The following is a 19,349-nucleotide window of genomic DNA, read 5'->3' as shown; positions in this document are numbered from 1 at the left end:
CCGCCGGGTTTTCCACGGCAACCCGGCCGGAATAGCCTATACTCATCGCCCAGGCCCATCCCTAGATTCCGGTTAACCGGCCCTGATGCCGTCCCCGCCCGGAACCTGCCACGATGAGCCTCGATACCCTTCCCGCCGCAACCATGCCGCAGCCATTCCAGGCCTTCGCCGACAGCCTGCATCCGCAGTCGCCGCTGCGCGCCGCCGTCACCGCGGCCTATCGCCGGCCGGAAGAGGAATGCCTCCCGCCCCTGCTCGAGGCCGCGACGCCGGCACCGCGGGAGGATGAGGCCGCCACCGCCCTCGCCCGCCGCCTGATCACCGCCCTGCGGGGCAAGCGTGCCGGCGGTGGGGTGGAGGCGCTGGTGCAGGAATTCTCCCTCTCCAGCCAGGAGGGCGTGGCCCTGATGTGCTTGGCCGAGGCCCTGCTGCGGATCCCCGACCGCGCGACGCGCGACGCGCTGATCCGCGACAAGATCGGCGGCAGCGACTGGCGCGCGCATCTCGGCCAGTCGCCCTCCCTCTTCGCCAATGCCGCGACTTGGGGGCTGGTGGTCACGGGCCGGCTCTCCTCCACCCGTAGCGAGGCCGGCCTGAGCGCCGCGCTGACGCGGCTGATCGCCCGCGTGGGGGAGCCGGTGATCCGTCGCGGCGTGGACCTGGCCATGCGGATGCTGGGCGAGCAGTTCGTCATGGGCGAGACGATCGAGAAAGCCCTGGCGCGCAGCCGGGTGATGGAGGCCAAGGGCTTCCGCTATTCCTACGACATGCTGGGCGAGGCGGCGGCCACGGCCGAGGATGCCGCGCGCTACCTGCGCGACTATGAGGCGGCCATCCATGCCATCGGCCGCGCCGCCGCCGGCCGGGGAATCCTCAACGGCCCGGGAATTTCCATCAAGCTTTCCGCCCTGCATCCCCGCTACGCCCGCGCGCAGCGGGAGCGGGTAATGGCGGAGCTGCTGCCGCGCCTGGTGGAACTCGCCGCCCTTGCCCGTCGCTACGACATCGGCCTGAACATCGATGCCGAGGAAGCGGACAGGCTGGAACTCTCCCTCGACCTGCTGGAAGCGCTTTGCCATGACGGGCGCCTGGCGGGCTGGGATGGTGTCGGCTTCGTCGTGCAGGCCTATCAGCGCCGTGCGCCTTTCGTGATCGACTTCGTGATCGACCTCGCCCGCCGCACGCGCCGGCGCATGATGGTGCGGCTGGTGAAGGGTGCCTATTGGGACAGCGAGATCAAGCGCGCCCAGATGGACGGCCTGCCGGACTTCCCGGTCTTCACCCGCAAGATCCACACGGATGTCTCCTACCTCGCCTGCGCGCGGAAGCTGCTGGCGGCGCCGGATGCGATCTTTCCGCAATTCGCCACGCATAATGCGCGAAGCCTGGCTTCCATCCACGCCATGGCCGATCCGGCCACCTGGGCGCCTGGCCAGTATGAGTTCCAGTGCCTGCACGGCATGGGCGAGCCGCTGTATGAGGAAGTCGTCGGCCCCGACCGGCTTGACCGCCCCTGCCGCATCTACGCGCCCGTGGGCACGCATGAGACGCTGCTGGCCTATCTGGTCCGCCGTCTGCTGGAGAACGGCGCGAATTCCTCCTTCGTCAATCGCATCAACGACCCCGACGTGCCGGTGGAGGAGCTGGTACGCGACCCCGTGGCGGAGGCGCGCGCCCTTTCCCCGCTTGGCCGGCCGCATGACGCCATCGCCCGGCCGCGCGCGATGTTCGGCGGCGAGCGGCCGAATTCCGCCGGGCTCGACCTGACGGACGAGAACCGCCTCGCCTCGCTGGCCGGGACGTTGCGTGAGGGCAGCGCGCCGCTGCCGGGCGCTGCCGCCGCGCGCGAGATCCGTAACCCCGCCGACCGCCGCGACCTCGCCGGTCATGTGGTCGAGGCCAGCGAGGCGGCGGTGGACGAGGCGCTCGCCGGGGCCGAGGCCGCCGCGCCGGGATGGGCCGCCGTTGCCCCTGCCGAACGTGCCGCCATGCTGGAGCGCGCCGCCGACCTGATGGAAGCACGCATGGATGCGCTGCTGGGCGGCATCGTGCGGGAGGCGGGCAAGTCCCTGCCCAATGCGGTCGGCGAGGTGCGGGAGGCCGTGGACTTCCTGCGCTACTACGCCACCCAGGCGCGCGGCTTCACCGCCGCGCACCGGCCGCTCGGCCCCGTGGTCTGCATCTCCCCCTGGAACTTCCCGCTGGCCATCTTCACCGGCCAGGTGGCGGCCGCGCTGGCGGCCGGCAATACCGTGCTGGCCAAGCCGGCCGAGGAAGTGCCGCTGATCGCCGCGCAGGCCGTGGCGCTGCTGCACGAGGCCGGGGTGCCGGCCGCCGTTCTCCGGCTTCTGCCCGGCGACGGCACGGTGGGCGCGCGGCTGGTGGGCGACGCGCGCAGCCAGGGCGTGATGTTCACCGGCTCCACCGAGGTGGCGCAGCTGATCCAGCGGCAGCTCGCGGGGCGCCTCAGCCCTGCGGGCAGGCCCATCCCGCTGGTCGCGGAGACGGGCGGGCAGAATGCGCTGGTGGTGGATAGTTCCGCGCTGGCGGAACAGGTGGTCGCGGATGTCATCGCCTCCGCCTTCGACAGCGCGGGCCAGCGCTGCTCTGCGCTGCGGCTGCTCTGCCTGCAGGAGGATGTGGCGGAGCGGGTGCTCACCATGCTCCGGGGCGCGCTGGCGGAACTCTCCGTGGGCAACCCGGACCGGCTTTCCACGGATATCGGCCCCGTCATCACGGAGGAAGCCGCGGCCGGCATCCAGCGCCATATCGAGGCCATGCGCGCGGCGGGCCGCCCGGTGCATGCCCTGCCCCTGCCCGCAGCCTGCCGCCATGGCAGCTTCGTCGCGCCCACCATCATCGAGATCCAGAGCGTCGCGGAGTTGAAGCAGGAGGTCTTCGGGCCCGTCCTGCATGTGCTGCGCTTCCGCCGCGAGGCGCTGGAAGCCCTGATGCGCGACATCGATGCCACCGGCTATGGCCTGACCTTCGGCGTCCATTCACGCATCGACGAGACCATCGACCGCCTGGCGGCCCTGTCCGGGGCCGGCAACATCTACGTCAACCGCAACCTGATCGGCGCGGTGGTGGGCGTGCAGCCCTTCGGCGGCCATGGCCTCTCCGGCACCGGCCCCAAGGCGGGCGGCCCGCTCTATCTGCGGCGCCTCCTCTCCGTCTCCCCCGCCGAACCGCCGTTGCCTGCCCAGCCGCTCGATCCCGCCGCGCAGGCCCTGGTGGACTGGCTGCGCGCGCAGGGCAGCACCGAACTGGCAGAACGTTGCGCCGCACAAGCCAAGGCCGGGCGCGTGGGGCTGGAGATCGACCTGCCGGGGCCGGTGGGCGAGTTGAACCGATACAGCCTGCACTCCCGCGGTACGGTGCTGTGCCGCGCGGATACGGCGGAAGAGTTGCTGGTGCAGGTCGCGGCCTGCCTGGCGACGGGGAACATGGCCTGTGTCCAGGGTCCCGCCATGCTGCCGGAGGGGCTGCCGCCCACGGTGACGGCCCGGATTGCCGGCGGCAAGGGCATCGATGACTGCGACGCGGCGCTGTTTCACGGCTCCCGGGAAGCACTGTTGCAACTGGCGCGGTCGCTCGCGGCTTCGGAAGGCCCGATCCGCCCGGCCATCACGACGCAGGAGGGCCTCTATCCGCCCGACATGCTGATGGCCGAGCGTTCCATCAGCATCAACACCGCCGCCGCGGGCGGCAATGCCAGCCTGATGAGCCTCTGACCGCCAGGGATGCGGGGCCATCCGGCAGGACGGACCCGCATCCCGTTCACGGCGCTGGCGGGCGGATCATGAAGCAGCCCTTCATGATGACGGCGCGGGGCGCGCCGCCAGGAGGAGCCCGAGGACGATGCCCCCGATGGCCAGGGCCTCCGTGGGCGAAGGCCATTCGCCGAGAGCGGGAATGGCCAGCAGCGATGCGGCGGCCGGCACCAGGGCGATCATGGCCGTCGCCGCGCCCGGGCCGAGCAGGGACACGGAGCGGTTGAAGGCGATGAGGGCGACGCCGCTCATCAGCGCACCCTGGTAGACGGCCTGGATGGCAATCTCGGCCGGTGGCGCCTGGGCAAGGCGGCCGAGCCCCAGCAGCAGGTAGGCGGGCAGGAAGAGTATCGCCGACCAGGCGCAGATGAGCGCCGCGGATTGCAGCGGGGTCAGCCCGCCACGGCGGAACAGCAGCGTATAGACGGCCCACATGGCCGCCGCGAGGATCAGGGCGCCGACGCCCAGCGGGCTGGCCGTGCCATGCGTGGCGGCGCCGGCCGCCACCAGGGCGCAGAGGCCGGCGACGATGAACAGATAGCCCGCCCAGCGCATCCGCCCCTGTCTTTGCCGCAGGAAAAGGGCTGCGAAGGCACCGGCGAAAACCGGCATCATGGTCGGCGTGATCGAGGCCGCCTGCGCCGCCGAGGTCAGTTGCAGGCCCAGCGCCACCAGCAGGACGAAGGGCAGCCCCCAGAGCAGGCTGAACAGCAGCCCTTCCCTCCAGGCCCTGGCACGCGGCCGGGAGCCCGGCAGGAACAGGATGGGGGAGAGCAGCACGGCGCCGACGCCGAAGCGCAGCAGCGCGACATCCCAGACGGTGAGCACGCGGGTCACGCTGAACCGCGTGACGACGAACCAGCCGGAAAAGATCGCCACCGCCAGGGCCGCCCAGGCGAAGCCGGCGAGGATGGCCCGCAGCCGCCCGGCCAGGGGCGCGCGGCGCTCCTCAGGAATCTGGACTGAGGGGGTCGGCTGCCTTGTCCGCGTCTTCGCCTCCTCTTTGCCGGGCACGGGTGCATCATGGCCGGCCGCTGGGAACCCCCGCATGCCTGGCGGCCGCGCCGGACGGCCCGATTGTCAGATACCACGGCGGCAGCCGCAATCCGCGTGGCAGCCGCGATGCTCCGGTGCCAGCCGGAAGGCCATTCCGGCTGGCACCGTGGATGCGCGTCATGCTGACGATCCCTTGATCCTCGCTCCCCGGCTTCGCATGCGACGCTGCGATGTCGGCCACCCCGGTCTTCCGGGCCGATGTTGATACGGTGGGAGAACCGTATCATGCTGACCGGCCGCCCCTGGCTCCCGGTCAGGCGGCGCGACGGTGGCTGCCGCAACAATAACGCCTTGAGGAAACACGCATGACCATTTCAGGCGAGATGCTGATCGGCGCCTCCGCGCTGCGGGGCAGTGAGCGCGAGATCCGCGCCGTCAATCCCGCGACCGGGGAGAAGATGGAGCCCGGCTATGCCGGGGGCGGCGCCGCTGAGGTGGACCGCGCCTGCGCCCTGGCCGCCGAGGCCTTCGACAGCTATCGCGAAACCACGCCCGAGCAGCGCGCCGGCTTCCTGGAGGCCTGCGCCCAGGCCATCATGGATATCGGAGACGAGCTGATCGAGCGCGCCTGCGCCGAAAGTGGCCTGCCACGCGGCCGGGTCGAGGGCGAGCGCGGCCGCACCGTCGGCCAGCTCCGCCTCTTCGCCGGCGTGGTGCGGGAGGGAAGCTGGCTGGAGGCGCGGATCGACCCCGCCATGCCGGAGCGCCAGCCGCTGCCGCGCTCCGACCTGCGGCAGCGCCATATCGCCCTTGGACCTGTCGCGGTCTTCGGCGCCAGCAACTTCCCCCTCGCCTTCTCGGTGGGCGGCGGCGACACGGCCTCGGCCTTCGCGGCGGGCTGCCCGGTGGTGGTGAAGGCGCATTCCGCGCATCCCGGCACCTCCGAACTGGTAGGCCGCGCCATCCAGTCGGCCGTCAGGACATGCGGGCTGCATGAAGGCGTGTTCAGCATGCTCTTCGGCAGCGGCGGCACGGTCGGCAGCGCGCTGGTGGCGGACCCCCGCATCAAGGCGGTGGGCTTCACCGGGTCCCGCAGCGGCGGCACGGCGCTGATGAAGATCGCGGCGAACCGGCCGGAGCCGATCCCCGTCCATGCGGAGATGAGCAGCATCAACCCCGTCTTCCTGCTGCCGGGCGCCATGGCCAGGCGGGCAGAGGGCATCGGCAAGGGCTTCGTCGGCTCCCTCACCATGGGCGCGGGACAGTTCTGCACCAATCCCGGCCTGGTGCTGGGTGTGGAGGGCGCGCAACTCGATGCCTTCCTCTCCTCCGCCAAGGCGGCGCTGGAGGCCAGTGGGGCACAGACCATGCTGACCCCCGGCATCTATGACGCCTATACCCAGGGCGTCTCCCGCCTCGCCAACAACAACCGGGTGGAGACGGTGGCGCAAGGCCAGACCGGCCCGGGCCCATATCAGGGCCGCCCCGCCCTCTTCACCACCACCGCCGCGCATTTCGCCGAGGACGAGACGCTTCTCGAGGAAGTCTTCGGTGCCTCCTCCCTGGTGGTGCGCTGCCCGGACGTGCAGACCATGCTGGCGGTGGCCGAGCGGCTGGAAGGCCAGCTGACCGCCACCATCCAGATGGAGCCTGACGACCTGGAGATGGCGCGGCAACTGGTGCCGGTGCTGGAGCGCAAGGTCGGGCGCATCCTGGTGAACGGCTATCCGACGGGCGTGGAGGTCGGGCATGCAATGGTGCATGGCGGCCCCTATCCCTCCACCTCGGACAGTCGCACCACCTCGGTCGGCAGCCTCGCCATCCGCCGTTTCCTGCGCCCTGTCTGCTACCAGGACTTCCCGCAGGAACTGCTGCCGGAGGCGCTGCGCGACGGCAATCCGCTCGGCCTCTGGCGGCGGACGGATGGGCAGCTCGGCCGGAACTGAGGCGGGCCTTGGGGTGCCGGGCCGCAAGGCTGGCCCGGCACCCCCGCCGCAGGCGCCACCGGGCGAAAAGTCCAGAACTCTGCGCTGTTTGTCTATTGAGGTCAGGAATTTCTGCGTGGTCTGATGCCCGGAAATGTCCAAGTGAAGATACGCTCTCATGCTGCATCGCACGCAGGTCGTCATCATCGGCGCGGGACCGGCCGGGTTGCTCCTGTCCCAGCTTCTCCATCGCGCCGGCATCGACTGCGTGGTGCTGGAACGGCGCAGCCGCGCCTATGTGGAGAGCCGCATCCGGGCCGGGGTGCTGGAGCATGGCACGGTGGCATTGCTGGAGCAGGCCGGCGCCGCCGAGCGGCTGCACCGCGAGGGCCTGCCCCATGACGGTTTCAGCCTGGCGCTGGATGGCGAGACCTTCCGCATCGACGTTCGTGCCCTGACGGGCGGCCGCACCATCACCGTCTATGGCCAGACGGAGGTCACTGCCGACCTGATCGGCCTGCATGTCGCCCGCGGTGCGCCGCTGATCTTCGAGGCTGAGGATGTCGCCCTGCATGGCGTCACCGGCAGCCAGCCGAGCGTCACCTACCGCCACCAGGGTCAGGCGCGGGAACTGGCCTGCGACTTCATCGCCGGCTGCGACGGCTTCCTCGGTGTCAGCCGCAGTGCCATCCCGGAAGAACGGCGGCAGGAATTCCAGCGTGTCTATCCCTTCGGCTGGCTCGGCATCCTGGCCGATACGCCGCCCTGCGACCATGAGCTGATCTATTCCAACCACGCGCGCGGCTTCGCGCTGGCCTCGATGCGCTCGCCCCAGCGCAGCCGCTACTATATCCAGGTTTCCATGCAGGAGCGGCTGGAGGAATGGCCGGATGAGCGGCTCTGGGACGAGCTGGCCATCCGCCTGGGGCCTGCCGCCGCCGCGCGCATGACCCGCGGCCCGGCGATCGAGAAGAGCATCGCCCCGCTGCGCTCCTTCGTGTCGGAGCCGATGCGCCATGGGCGGCTTTTCCTCGCCGGGGATGCCGCGCATATCGTGCCGCCCACGGGGGCCAAGGGCCTCAACCTCGCCGCCGCCGATGTCGGCCTGCTGGCCGAGGCACTGGCCGAGCATTACGCCGGTCACGGGGACAGCGGGCTGGATCACTACTCCGAACGGGCACTGGCGCGCGTCTGGAAGGCGGAGCGCTTCTCCTGGTGGTTCACCCACCTGACGCACCGCCTCCCCAATATGGACGGCTTCGCCCTGCGGATGCAGATCAGCGAGATGATCTATCTTCGCGAATCGCGCGCCGCGCAGACCGTGCTGGCCGAGAACTATGCCGGCCTGCCCATGGCCGCAGCCGGCCACGGGTATGGCGCCCCGCCCGCGGCGGCGTCATGAGGAGCCGCGCTTCCGCCCGGCCCGGCGACGATACGAACACAGGGAGAGAAGGTCCATGATCGCACGACGTCGCCTGCTCCAGGCCAGCCCCGGCCTGCTGGCCGCGCCAGCCCTGCTGCGCCCATCAACGGCGCGCGCGCAGGAGGTGACCCTGCGGCTGCACCACTTCCTGCCGCCGATGGCGAATGTGCCGCGCCATTTCCTGACGCCCTGGGCGCGGAAGGTGGAGAAGGATTCGGACAACCGCATCCGCGTGCAGATCTTCCCCTCCATGCAGCTCGGCGGCGCGCCGCCGCAGCTCTACGACCAGGCGCGGGATGGCGTGGCGGACCTGATCTGGACCCTGCCCGGCTATACGCCCAACCGCTTCCCCCGCCTGGAAGCCTTCGAGCTGCCTTTCGTGGCTGATTCCCGCGCGGCGGTGAATGCCCGCGCCGCCCAGGAATTCGCCGAGGCGCATCTGGCCGAGGAGCTGCGCGAGGTGCGTCCCATCGCCGTCTGGGCGCATGACGGCGGGTTGATCCATGCCAACCGCCCCGTGGCGACCATGGAGGATCTGCGCGGGTTGAAGCTGCGCTTCCCGACCCGCATGGCCGGCGAGGCGCTGACGGCGCTGGGTGCCTCCCCCATCGGCATGCCCGTGCCGCAGGTGCCGGAGGCGTTGAGCCAACGCGTGCTGGATGGTGCCGTGGTGCCCTGGGAAGTGGTGCCGAGCATCAAGCTGCAGGAGCTGGTGCGCTATCACACCGCCATCCCCGGCAGCCCCACCTTCTACAGCGCCACCAACATCCTGGCGATGAACCGGGCCAGATATGAATCCCTGCCCGCCGAGCTGCGTCAGGTGATCGACCGGAACAGCGGCATCGAGGCCGCCGCCGCCGCCGCACTGCCCTATGACGAGCAGGCGCGCAGCGTGGAGGAGATGGCCCGCAAGCGCGGCAATCAGATCGGCACCATCAGCGAGGCGGAGAAGAAGCGCTGGATGGAGGCCACGCAGCCCGTCACCGATTCCTGGATCAAGGGCATGGACGCGCGTGGCATCGACGGCGCGGCGCTGTTGGCCTCGGCCCGCGCCCTCATCGCCAAGCACGCCGCGGCGCTCGGGTGACGGCGGCGCCGCATCCGGAACCTCCCGGGTCCGCGCTTCCATCCGGCCAGCCGGTGCCGCGTGGCGCGGTGGTCCACCTGGCCACCGCGCTGGCGATGGCCGGCGGCGTCATCCTGCTGCTGGCCGCCGGGCTCAGCACGGCCAGCGTGCTCCGGCGCTGGCTGACGAGCCAGTCGATTCCAGGAGATTTCGAGCTGATCTCCATCGGCTCCGGCCTCGGCGCCTTCGGCTTCCTGGCCTATGGCACGCTGGCGCGCTCCAACATCCTGGTCGATACCGCCACAACCTGGCTGCCCCGGCGCGTCAACCGCGCCATCGACGGCTTCTGGACACTCATCTGGGCCGTGGTGCTGCTGGTACTGGCCGAGCGCATGGCGCAGGGCGCGCTGGAGACCCTGCGCTCCGGCACCACCACCATGGTGCTGGGCCTTTCCACCTGGTGGGCCATCGGCATCGGCGCCGCCTGCCTGGGTGCCACGGCGCTGGTGGCGCTGCGCTGGGTGGGCTGGCTCTGGCGGGGCCAGGGCTGATGGCGCCGGAGTTCCTCCTCGCCGGCACCGGCTTCCTCATCATGCTTGGGCTGATCGCGCTGCGGGCGCCGATCGGCATCGCCATGCTGCTGACGGGCGCGGGCGGCTATTACTCCATCGTCGGCCTGTCGCCGCTGCTGAACTACCTCAAGACCACGCCCTGGCATCTCTTCGCCAATTACACGCTCTCCGTCATTCCGCTCTTCATCCTCATGGGCAGCCTGGCGGAGCGCGGCGGGCTGGCGCGCGACCTCTTCGCCGCCGCCAATGCGGTGGTGGGGCAGCGGCGCGGCGGACTGGCCATGGCGGTGATCGGCGCCTGCGCGGCCTTCGGCGCAGTCTGCGGTTCCTCGGTCGCCACCACCGCCACCATGGGCCGCGCCGCCCTGCCGGAGCTGCGGCGCTTCGGCTACGAGCCCGGCTTCGCCACCGGGGCCATCGCCGTGGGCGGCACGCTGGGCGTGCTGATCCCGCCCAGCGTCATCCTCGTCGTCTATGGCATCAGCACGGAGCAGAATATCGCGAAGCTCTTCATGGCGGCCTTGCTGCCGGGGCTGATCGCGGTCGGACTCTATCTGCTGGCGGTGGCGGTCACCACGCGGCTGTGGCCCGCCCTGGCACCGCTGCATCCGCCGGCCCCGGCGGCCGATCGGCGGGCGGCGCTGATCTCCGTCCTGCCGGTGCTGCTGATCGCGGTGGTGGTGATCGGCGGCATCTATGGCGGCGTCTTCACGCCCACGGAAAGCGCCGCCGTGGGTGTCATCGCCACCCTCGCCGTCGGCCTCGCGCGCGGCACGCTGAACCTGCGCGCCATCGGCGAGAGCATCCGCGCCAGCGCCGAGACCAGCGCGATGATCTTCGTCATCCTGCTGGGGGCCGAGGTCTTCAATGCCTTCCTCGCCCTGTCCCAGGCGCCGGACCTGCTGGCGATGTGGATCACCGACCAGGGCTTCCCGCCCTACGGCGTGCTGGCGGCGATGCTGCTGGCCTATATCGCCCTGGGTGCGGTGATGGATGAGCTGGCGATGATCCTGCTGACCCTGCCGGTCTTCTTCCCCGTTGTCACGGCGCTGGATTTCGGGCTGGACAGCACGGAGACGGCGATCTGGTTCGGCATCCTCGTGCTGATCGTCGTCGGCATCGGCCTGACGGCGCCGCCGATCGGGCTGAATGTCTTCGTGGTCTCCTCCCTCGCGCCCGATACGCCCATCGCCCGCACCTATCGCGGAGTCATGCCCTTCCTGGCGACGGATCTGGTGCGGCTGGCCCTGTGCATGGCCTTCCCCGGCATCAGTCTCTGGCTGGTGCGGCTGTTGAGCTAAGGCTGAGGCGCATCAACCCGGCGGCAAAAATCCCGTTCATGGCTCCCCCTCCTCCCCATGCATGGCGCGGCGGAAGGCGATGGGGGAGACGCCCTCCCGCTTCGTGAAGAAGCGGGAGAAATAGGCGGGCTCGAAGCCCAGGGCATAGGCAACCTGGGAGATGCTCATCGAGCTGTAGCTGAGCATCCGCCGCGCCTCCAGCATCAGCCGTTCATGCGCCAGCTCCAGGGGCGAGCTGCCGGTCACGGCACGGCAGGCCCGCGCCAGGGTGCTGGGCGCGACGCCCAGATGCTGGCAATGCATCCGCAGGCTGCCATGCTCGGTGAAGCGATCCTCCAGATGCCGGCGGAAGCGGGCCACCAGCTCCGCCTGCGGGGAATGCGGACGGCGGGCGGAAGCCTCGGCCGCCGCGCCGCGCTGGAGCAGCGAGAGGATGAGCAGGACATGGCCGGTGATGGCCGTGTTGCGGCCCGCGCCGCTCCAGCGGAATTCCCGCTCCAACTGCGTGAAGACCATATCCAGCGCCTTGCACAGCGGCTCCCGCCGCCGAAGGCTGAGTTCCAGGCCATCGCGCGGATGCCAGGCCTCCTGCGTCAGCTTCCGGCAGCTGTCCAGGAAGGCATCGGTCAACGTCAGCACATAGCCGCTGCTGGGTGAGGCGTAGCGGAAGCCATGCACCGTGCCGGCCGGCATCAGCAGCAGGAAAGGCGCCTCGAAAGAGAATTCCCGCCGCTCCACCTGCATCTGGCCGCTGCCCTGCTGGACCCAGAAGACCTGGTGCAGGGTGCGGTGGCGGTGCGGGCGGATAGTCCAGTCATGCCGCTGGCTGCGCGTGAAGAGCGCTTCCAGATGCACCGGGTCCAGTCGGGCACGCGCCTGCGCCTCGCCGTAGAGGTCATAGGCGGGAATGCCGCTGGGGAAGAGCGGTATCTGCGCCGGCTTCGTGGCCCGGGTGGTGCCCAATATCCTCTCCGCTTCAAGCCTCCGGGCGCGCCATCCTAGGCGGGATCGGCCGTGACGGCACGTGTTCCCGGAGGCGTGGCGCCGCGCAGGAACTCCGCCAGCTCCCGGAAGGCCGGCGCCCGCGCATCGGTACGGCGCCAGGCCAGGCCGATGCGGCGCCCGACATCCTCGGCATGGGAGAGGTCACGCACCCGCACCAGCCCGTCCAGCTCCGCCCGCTCCTGCGTGGCCAGCAGCGGCAGCAGCGAATAGCCTTCCCCGGCGGCTATCATGTGCCGGAGCATCTCCAGGCTGCTGGCGAAGCGGGCGTCCCGCCCAGGGCGCGCGGCACTGCACAGGGACAGGGCCTGGTCGCGCAGGCAATGCCCCTCCTCCAGCAGCAGCAACCCCTCCCCGGCCAGGTCCTGCAGGCTGAGTTCCGGTTGCCGCGCCAGCGGATGGTCGGCTGGCAGGACGACGCGGAAGGGTTCGAAGAACAGCGGCTCCGCCACCAGGCCCTCGGCCGGCAGCGGCAGGGCCAGCAGCAGCAGGTCCAGCTCCCCGGCGCGGAGAGCGGCTGTCAGCGCGTCCGTCTGCCCTTCCTGCAAGCGCAGCTCCAGCTTTGGGTAGCGCGTCCGCACCTCCCAGAGCAGGCCGGGCAGGTAATAGGGGCCGAGCGTGGCGATCACCCCCAGGCGCAGCGGCCCGGCCAGGGGCTCGGCGCGGCTGCGGGCCATGGCCAGCAGCAGGCGCGCCCCGGCCAGCACCTCCCTCGCCTGCCGCAGCAGCACCTCTCCTGCCGGGGTCACGGTGATACGGCGCGTGGTGCGCTCGAAAAGCGCGGTGCCCAGCAGGCTCTCCAGTTTCCGCACCTGCTCCGACAATCCGGCCTGGCTGACGCCGCAGCGCTCCGCCGCGCGGCCGAAATGGCCAAGCTCGGCGACGGCGACGGCATATTCCAGGTCACGAAGGGAGAGGCCCGCGAGGCTGTTGGGGATCATGTTTGATAGGTAGGGTCGAATAATCTTCCCGAAAAGATCGATTTAACCTTAGGCGCCCAATAGGCCAAGTTCCGGCTGTGCCCTTCGGGGCGGATGCAGAGTGATGAGGAACCGATGGCAGAGACCATACGTCCGGTACTGACCAGCACGGCGGGCGCGCCGGTCGCGGATAACCAGAACAGCGTGACGGCAGGGCCGCGCGGGCCGGTCCTGCTGCAGGATTTCCAGCTGATCGAGAAGCTGGCGCACCAGAACCGCGAGCGCATCCCCGAGCGCGTGGTGCATGCCAAGGGCTCCGGCGCCTATGGCACGCTGACCATCACCGGCGACATCACCAAGTATACCCGCGCCAAGGTCTTCCAGCCCGGCAAGGTGACGGAGACGCTGCTGCGCTTCTCCACCGTGGCCGGTGAGCGTGGCGCGGCCGATGCCGAGCGCGACGTGCGCGGCTTCGCGCTGAAGTTCTACACGGAAGAAGGCAACTGGGACCTGGTGGGCAACAACACGCCCGTCTTCTTCATCCGCGATCCCATGAAGTTCCCTGATTTCATCCGCACCCAGAAGCGCCACCCGCGCACCAATATGCGCAGCGCGACGGCCATGTGGGACTTCTGGTCGCTCTCCCCCGAGAGCCTGCATCAGGTAACGATCCTGATGAGCGACCGTGGCCTGCCACAGGGCTACCGCTTCATGAACGGCTATGGCAGCCACACCTATTCGCTGTGGAACGATGCCGGCGAGCGCTACTGGGTGAAGTTCCACTTCAAGTCCATGCAGGGCATCAGGACCTGGACGAACGCGGAAGCGAATGCCGTGATCGCCGGGGATCGCGAGAGCGCCCAGCGCGATCTTTACGAAGCCATCGAGCGCGGCGAATGCCCGAAGTGGCGCGTCTGCGTGCAGATCATGCCGGAGGCCGATGCCGACAAGCACTGGTACAACCCCTTCGACCTGACCAAGGTCTGGCCGCATGGCGACTATCCGCTGATCGAAGTGGGCGTGCTGGAGCTGAACCGGAACCCCGAGCATTACTTCGCGGAGATCGAGCAGGCATCCTTCTCGCCGTCCAACGTCGTGCCGGGCATCGGCTATTCGCCGGACAAGGTGCTGCAGGGCCGGTTGTTCGCCTATGCGGACGCGCATCGCTACCGCGTCGGCACGCATTACGAGGTGCTGCCGGTGAACCGCCCGCGCTGCCCGGTGAACCACTACCACGCCGATGGCGCCATGCGCTTCGACGCGCCGCGCGGCACGGATGCCTATTACGAGCCGAATTCCTTCAACGGCCCGGTGGAAGCCTCCTTCGCCAAGGAGCCGCCGCTGCGCATCAGTGGTGACGCGGACCATTACAGCCACCGCGACGGCAACGACGACTACCGCCAGCCCGGCGACCTGTTCCGGCTGATGACGCCGGACCAGCAGAACCGGCTGTTCGAGAACATCGCCGGTGCCATGCAGGGCGTGCCGCGCTTCATCATCGACCGGCAGCTGGAGCACTTCCGCCGGGCTGACCCAGCCTATGCCGCCGGCGTGGAGGCCGCGATCCGGCGCATCCATACCGCACCGGCCTCGGCGCCCACCACGGCCGCCGACGTCGCGCCCGCGGCGGAATAACGACGGGACGGGGCCGGTGCAGGCCGGCCCCGCCACCACTCGCAGAGGGAAAGTTCAACGATGTCCGCCGTCCTGTCGCCACCACCCCTCCCCCGCCATCCGGCGGCGCGGCCCGCCGCGCTGCGCCTGGGCACGCGCGGCTCCGCCCTGGCGCGGGTGCAGGCGGGGATGGCGGCGGCGGCGCTGGCAGGATTGCGCCCGGACGTCCCCCTGCGCGAGACCGTCATCGCCACCGCCGGCGACCAGGTGCAGGACCGCCTCCTGGCCGATTTCGGGGGCAAAGGCCTCTTCGCCAAGGAAATCCACGAGGCGCTGCTGGATGGGCGCGTCGATCTCGCCGTCCATAGCCTGAAGGATCTGGAGACCGAGCTTCCCGCCGGCATTTCCATCGCCTGCGTCCTGCCGCGCGAGGACCCGCGCGATGCCCTCGTGCTCGCCCCCTGCTGCCCTCTGGCCGAGCGCGCCCTGCCCTTCCCGGTCCTGCCTGAAGCCGGACGCATCGGCACCGCCTCCGCGCGCCGTCAGGCGCAGCTTCTCCACGCGCGGCCGGATCTGCGCATGGGGTTGATGCGCGGCAATCTCCGCACGCGGCTGCAACGGCTGGAGAGCGGCGATTTCGTCGCCACGCTCCTGGCCGTCGCAGGATTGAAGCGGCTGGGGCTGACGGAGCGCATCGCCATGGTGCTGGAGCCGGAGGTCATGCTGCCCGCGGCTGGCCAGGGCATCCTTGCCGTTACCGCGCGCAGCGGCGATCACCGCATGCGCGCGCTGCTGGCGCAACTGGACGACCCCGCCGCCCGTGTCGCAGCCGAGGCCGAGCGTGCCGTGCTGCGCGCGCTGGATGGTTCTTGCCACACGCCGATCGGCGCCTTCGCGCGCATGCTGCCGGGCAACGAGCTTCTGCTGACCGGCATGGTCGCGCGCGGCGACGGCGCCTTCGTGCTGCGTCGCCAGCTTCGCGGGGCGCGCACCGATGCGGGCCGGCTCGGCGCGGAACTGGGCGCGGCCCTGCGCGCCGACACCCCCCGGGACATCCTGTCATGAGCCGCGTGAACCGCGAGAGCGAGCGGCCGGCGGAGAGGAACTGGTCCGCCCCGCAACGAAAGGAGCAGCGCATCGGCGTGCTGCTGGTGAATCTGGGCACGCCGGATGGCACGGGCTACCGGGCCATCCGCCGCTATCTCTCGGAATTCCTCTCGGACCGCCGGGTCATCGAGAGCAACCCGCTCTGGTGGCAGCCATTGCTGCAGGGCGTGATCCTGACCAGGCGCCCCTTCCGCACCGGCGCGGCCTATCGCGAGATCTGGAATCGCGAGGAGGATGAATCGCCGCTGCGCACCTATACGCGCGCCCAGTCGGAGAACCTCAGCACCCTCTGGCCCGAGGCGGAAACGGGCGTGGTGGTGGACTGGGCCATGCGCTACGGCCGCCCCTCCATCGCGGAGCGGATGCAGGCGCTGGCGGACCGTGGCTGCGACCGCATCCTGGTGGTGCCGCTCTATCCGCAATACAGCGCCACCACCACGGCCACGGTCAATGACGCCGCATTCCGCGCGCTGATGCGGATGCGCCGCCAGCCCGCGATCCGCACCGTGCCGAGCTTCCCGGACCACCTGGCCTATATCCGCGCCATGGCGGGGCAGATCCGCGACTCGCTCTCCGGCCTCGGCTGGCGGCCGGACCTGCTCATCGGCTCCTTCCACGGCCTGCCGCGCCGCTATGTGGAGGCCGGTGACCCCTATCCGCGTGAATGCGAGCGCAGCATGGCGGCCCTGCGGCGGGAACTCGGCCTGACCGAGCCGGACTTCCGCATGACCTTCCAGTCCCGCTTCGGCAGCGAACCATGGCTGGAGCCCTATACGGACGAATACGTGACCGCCCTGGCCCAGCAGGGCGTGGAAGGGATCGCCGTGGTGGCGCCAGGCTTCCTCTCCGACTGCGTGGAGACGCTGGAGGAACTGGGCAGCCAGCTGCGAGAGCAGTTCCTGAAGGCCGGGGGCAAGCACTTCCACCTCATCCCCTGTCTGAACGACAGCGCGGGGATAACGAATTTGCTGGACCAGATCCTCCGCGAGGAACTGGCCGGCTGGCTGGACGGCGCCGCGCGCTGATCCCTGAGCGCGGCCCGTACGCGCCCCCTGATCTTCCCCCGAGGGTCAGGGGGCGCTGCCTTGCCGGGCTTGACCCTGGCCGCTACCTTCCCAGGCATAAGGCTACGGTGAAACCGGGAGGGGACATGGCCCGCCAGAGCCATGGCTAAGGCGAGTGATCCTGCGCGCGTGCCGATGCTGGCACCCTTCCAGAGCCGCAGCTACCGCTTCCAATGGCCAGCCGACCTCGCGACCTCCTGGGCCTTCGAGATGGAGACCCTGGTCCTCAGCTGGTACATCCTGATCGAGACGCAGTCGGTCCTGCTGCTGACCCTGGTCGCATCCCTGCAATATCTCGGCACCCTGGTCGCGCCCGTCTTCGGGCTGATCGGCGACCGGATCGGGCACCGCAACACGCTCTGCGTGATGCGGGCCTCCTATATCGTGCTGGCCGCGCTGCTGATGCTGCTGGCCATGACGGATACGCTCAGCCCGGTGGCTGTGTTCGGCATCGCCGCGGTGGCCGGGATCGTGAAGCCCTCCGACCTGCAACTCCGCAACGTGCTGATCAGCGAGATGATGGCGCCCAGCCGGCTGCTCGGCGCCATCAGCCTCTCCCGCATCACCGCGGATACGGCCCGCGCCGCCGGCGCGCTGGCTGGCGCAGGCGTGGTGGCGGTGCTGGGCATCGGCTGGGCCTATCTCGTCATCCTCGGCCTTTACGCCGTCAGCTGCCTGCTGAGCCTCGGGATCGCGCAGCGGCCGGTGGAGGCCATGGCCCCCGGTACCCGCCGCGCCACCCCCTGGCAGGAGCTGCGCGAGGCTGCCTCGGCGGTCTGGACGATGCCGGAGCAGATGGCGGCGCTGAGCCTGGCCTTCCTGATCAACCTGACTGGCTATCCCTTCATCACGGGGCTGCTGCCCTACCTGGCACGGGACGTCTACCACACCGACCAGACGGGCCTGGGCTATCTGGTGGCCGGGGCGGCATCGGGCTGCATCGCGGCCTCCCTGCTGCTCAGCCGCCTCGGCGCCCGGATGCTGCCCGCGCGCGTGATGATCGGCGCCAGCCTGGTCTGGCACCTGATGATCCTGCTGCTGGCCCATAGCGGGTTCGTGGCCAGCGGCATGGCCATCCTGGTGGTGGCGGGCCTGTCGCAGGGGCTGTGCATCGTCCCCATGTCCGTCCTGCAACTGCGGAACGCCCCGGCCGCCCTGCGCGGCCGGATCATGGGCCTCCGCAGCATGGCCATCTATGGCCTGCCGCTGGGCCTGCTGATCTCCGGCAGCATGATCGACGTCATCGGCTTCACCGCCACGGCGACGGCCTTCGGCCTGGTGGGCGTGGGCGGCACGCTGCTGATCCTGCTTCACTGGCGTGACCATCTGTGGCCGGCGCATACGGCAGCGAACCGGCGCTAGTGTCCTGATTCTGTAGTTCCTCCGATCTGCTGGGTGCGCTGGCAGAAGCGCTGTATGGCACCGAGGATGTCGTCGGCGGACTTGGTCCAGCGGAACGGTCTGGGATCGACGTTATGGGCTTCGATGAAGGCACGGATGTCGCGCTCGAGCGCCTGGGTGGAACGATGGATGCCGCGCCGGATCTGCTTGTCGGTGATGAGGGCGAAGAAGCGTTCGACCTGGTTGATCCAGGAGGCGCCGGTGGGCGTGAAATGGACATGCCAGCGCGGGCGCTTGAGCAGCCAGTCGCGGATCGGCTTGGTCTTGTGGGTGGCGTAGTTGTCCATCACGAGATGGACGTCGAGATCCTGGGGCACGGCTTTCTCCACCTGATCCAGGAACTTCCGGAACTCGGTGGAGCGGTGCTTAGGGTAGCAGTGGCCGATCACTGTCCCGGTCGCGATGTCGAGCGCTGCGAACAGCGAGGTAGTGCCGTGGCGGGTATAGTCGTGCGTGCGCCGCTCCGCCTGGCCGGGACGCATCGGCAGCAGGGGCTGGGTGCGGTCGAGCGCCTGGATCTGGGACTTCTCATCCACGCACAGCACCAGCGCGCGGTCCGGCGGTGCCAGGTAGAGCCCGACGATGTCGCGCACCTTCTCGACAAAGAGCGGGTCATTGGAGAGCTTGAAGGTCTCGCTCCGGTGCGGCTGCAGCCCGAAGGCCCGCCAGATGCGGTGGATGGTCGATGGCGCATACCCGACGGTCCGGGCCATGGAGCGCAGCGACCAATGCGTCGCACCTGGCGGCGTTGTTTCCAGCGTCAGCCGGATGGTATCGGCGATCGCGTCATCGCCGATCGTGCGCGGCGTGCCTGGTCTGGGCTCATCGAGCAACCCGTCCAGGCGATGCACGGCGAAGCGCCGACGCCACTTTGAAACCGTGTTGGCGTCCGCGCCGACCTCAGCGCTGATCGCCTTGTTCTCCAGACCCGCGGCGGCGGCCAACACAATGCGGGCCCGGCGCGCCATCGCCTGTCCGGTCTTGTGAGCCCGAGCCAGGGATTCCAGTTCCCGACGTTCGGCCTCACTCAGCCTAATCGTCACCGCCGGTTTGCCCATCGCGGCTCTCCCTACGATTACCTGCATGATCGTAGGAATTTCGCGATCAGGATACTAGAGCAATTTCCGTTCGCCCTGGCTCACTTCAACTGCTCTAGGCTTTTGTTTTTGTGAGCATCTTCACCCG

General features: G+C 69.8%; 14 protein-coding genes. 10 read left to right on the top strand and 4 right to left on the bottom strand.

Annotated elements, in window-relative coordinates; translation table 11 throughout:
- Positions 1-143 precede the first annotated feature (143 nt).
- Positions 144-3,734, top strand: a complete 3,591-nt coding sequence (putA, locus tag IAI58_RS08775; RefSeq protein ID WP_419555853.1) for a trifunctional transcriptional regulator/proline dehydrogenase/L-glutamate gamma-semialdehyde dehydrogenase — start codon at positions 144-146, stop codon at positions 3,732-3,734.
- A gap of 81 nt (positions 3,735-3,815) precedes the next feature.
- Here putA and IAI58_RS08770 read toward each other — a convergent pair whose 3' ends face one another.
- Positions 3,816-4,787 carry a DMT family transporter gene (locus IAI58_RS08770; RefSeq protein WP_237182830.1) on the bottom strand — a complete coding sequence of 324 codons (972 nt, stop codon included), beginning with the start codon at positions 4,785-4,787 and terminating at the stop codon, positions 3,816-3,818.
- 347 nt (positions 4,788-5,134) lie between these two features.
- Here IAI58_RS08770 and IAI58_RS08765 point away from each other — a divergent pair, with 347 nt between their 5' ends.
- From IAI58_RS08765 to IAI58_RS08745, 5 genes are all read left to right on the top strand, one after another.
- On the top strand, positions 5,135-6,715 hold the full coding sequence (locus tag IAI58_RS08765; RefSeq protein ID WP_207449112.1) for an aldehyde dehydrogenase (NADP(+)): 1,581 nt from the start codon (positions 5,135-5,137) through the stop codon (positions 6,713-6,715).
- A gap of 157 nt (positions 6,716-6,872) precedes the next feature.
- Positions 6,873-8,096: a 4-hydroxybenzoate 3-monooxygenase gene (pobA, locus tag IAI58_RS08760; RefSeq protein WP_207449114.1), complete on the top strand. Its 1,224-nt coding sequence runs from the start codon at positions 6,873-6,875 to the stop codon at positions 8,094-8,096.
- A gap of 55 nt (positions 8,097-8,151) precedes the next feature.
- Complete coding sequence (locus tag IAI58_RS08755) at positions 8,152-9,204, top strand: TRAP transporter substrate-binding protein (RefSeq protein ID WP_207449116.1); 1,053 nt, start codon at positions 8,152-8,154, stop codon at positions 9,202-9,204.
- 53 nt (positions 9,205-9,257) lie between these two features.
- Positions 9,258-9,734, top strand: a complete 477-nt coding sequence (locus IAI58_RS08750) for a TRAP transporter small permease (RefSeq protein ID WP_237182829.1) — start codon at positions 9,258-9,260, stop codon at positions 9,732-9,734.
- Positions 9,734-11,056, top strand: a complete 1,323-nt coding sequence (locus IAI58_RS08745) for a TRAP transporter large permease (RefSeq protein ID WP_207449118.1) — start codon at positions 9,734-9,736, stop codon at positions 11,054-11,056. The genes IAI58_RS08750 and IAI58_RS08745 overlap by 1 nt, the downstream gene beginning before the upstream one ends.
- Before the next feature lie 36 nt (positions 11,057-11,092).
- Here IAI58_RS08745 and IAI58_RS08740 read toward each other — a convergent pair whose 3' ends face one another.
- Both IAI58_RS08740 and IAI58_RS08735 read right to left on the bottom strand, forming a co-directional pair.
- Positions 11,093-12,019 carry a helix-turn-helix domain-containing protein gene (locus IAI58_RS08740; RefSeq protein ID WP_207449120.1) on the bottom strand — a complete coding sequence of 309 codons (927 nt, stop codon included), beginning with the start codon at positions 12,017-12,019 and terminating at the stop codon, positions 11,093-11,095.
- Positions 12,020-12,054: 35 nt separating this feature from the next.
- Positions 12,055-12,999 (bottom strand): LysR substrate-binding domain-containing protein, encoded by a 945-nt coding sequence (locus IAI58_RS08735; protein WP_207449122.1) that lies wholly within the window; start codon positions 12,997-12,999, stop codon positions 12,055-12,057.
- A 114-nt stretch (positions 13,000-13,113) separates the two neighbouring features.
- Between IAI58_RS08735 and IAI58_RS08730 the strand changes: the two genes are divergently transcribed.
- From IAI58_RS08730 to IAI58_RS08715, 4 genes are all read left to right on the top strand, one after another.
- On the top strand, positions 13,114-14,613 hold the full coding sequence (locus IAI58_RS08730; RefSeq protein WP_207449124.1) for a catalase: 1,500 nt from the start codon (positions 13,114-13,116) through the stop codon (positions 14,611-14,613).
- 60 nt (positions 14,614-14,673) lie between these two features.
- The gene (gene hemC, locus IAI58_RS08725; protein ID WP_207449126.1) at positions 14,674-15,657 is read left to right on the top strand and encodes a hydroxymethylbilane synthase; all 984 of its coding nucleotides are present in this window, start codon (positions 14,674-14,676) and stop codon (positions 15,655-15,657) included.
- The gene (hemH, locus tag IAI58_RS08720; RefSeq protein ID WP_207449128.1) at positions 15,654-16,724 is read left to right on the top strand and encodes a ferrochelatase; all 1,071 of its coding nucleotides are present in this window, start codon (positions 15,654-15,656) and stop codon (positions 16,722-16,724) included. Before hemC ends, hemH begins: the two co-directional genes overlap by 4 nt.
- Positions 16,725-16,898: 174 nt before the next feature.
- A complete protein-coding gene (locus tag IAI58_RS08715; protein WP_237182557.1) occupies positions 16,899-18,125 on the top strand; it encodes an MFS transporter in 1,227 nt (408 codons plus the stop codon).
- On the opposite strand, the gene IAI58_RS08710 is transcribed toward IAI58_RS08715, so the two are convergent.
- The gene (locus IAI58_RS08710) at positions 18,122-19,222 is read right to left on the bottom strand and encodes an IS630 family transposase (RefSeq protein ID WP_208775915.1); all 1,101 of its coding nucleotides are present in this window, start codon (positions 19,220-19,222) and stop codon (positions 18,122-18,124) included. The genes IAI58_RS08715 and IAI58_RS08710 overlap by 4 nt on opposite strands.
- Between the last annotated feature and the right edge of the window lie 127 nt (positions 19,223-19,349).

It is taken from the genome of Roseomonas marmotae (genome assembly GCF_017654485.1).
Lineage (GTDB): Bacteria > Pseudomonadota > Alphaproteobacteria > Acetobacterales > Acetobacteraceae > Pseudoroseomonas > Pseudoroseomonas marmotae.
This window is presented reverse-complemented; position numbering and strand designations above follow the sequence as displayed.

Coding starts and splice junctions, on each gene's coding strand:
- putA (WP_419555853.1), top strand. CDS start 144: ATGCCGCAGCCATTCCAGGCCTTCGCCGACAGCCTGCATCCGCAGTCG.
- IAI58_RS08715 (WP_237182557.1), top strand. CDS start 16,899: ATGCTGGCACCCTTCCAGAGCCGCAGCTACCGCTTCCAATGGCCAGCC.
- IAI58_RS08765 (WP_207449112.1), top strand. CDS start 5,135: ATGACCATTTCAGGCGAGATGCTGATCGGCGCCTCCGCGCTGCGGGGC.
- hemC (WP_207449126.1), top strand. CDS start 14,674: ATGTCCGCCGTCCTGTCGCCACCACCCCTCCCCCGCCATCCGGCGGCG.
- hemH (WP_207449128.1), top strand. CDS start 15,654: ATGAGCCGCGTGAACCGCGAGAGCGAGCGGCCGGCGGAGAGGAACTGG.
- IAI58_RS08745 (WP_207449118.1), top strand. CDS start 9,734: ATGGCGCCGGAGTTCCTCCTCGCCGGCACCGGCTTCCTCATCATGCTT.
- IAI58_RS08730 (WP_207449124.1), top strand. CDS start 13,114: ATGGCAGAGACCATACGTCCGGTACTGACCAGCACGGCGGGCGCGCCG.
- IAI58_RS08735 (WP_207449122.1), bottom strand. CDS start 12,999: ATGATCCCCAACAGCCTCGCGGGCCTCTCCCTTCGTGACCTGGAATAT.
- pobA (WP_207449114.1), top strand. CDS start 6,873: ATGCTGCATCGCACGCAGGTCGTCATCATCGGCGCGGGACCGGCCGGG.
- IAI58_RS08710 (WP_208775915.1), bottom strand. CDS start 19,222: ATGGGCAAACCGGCGGTGACGATTAGGCTGAGTGAGGCCGAACGTCGG.
- IAI58_RS08755 (WP_207449116.1), top strand. CDS start 8,152: ATGATCGCACGACGTCGCCTGCTCCAGGCCAGCCCCGGCCTGCTGGCC.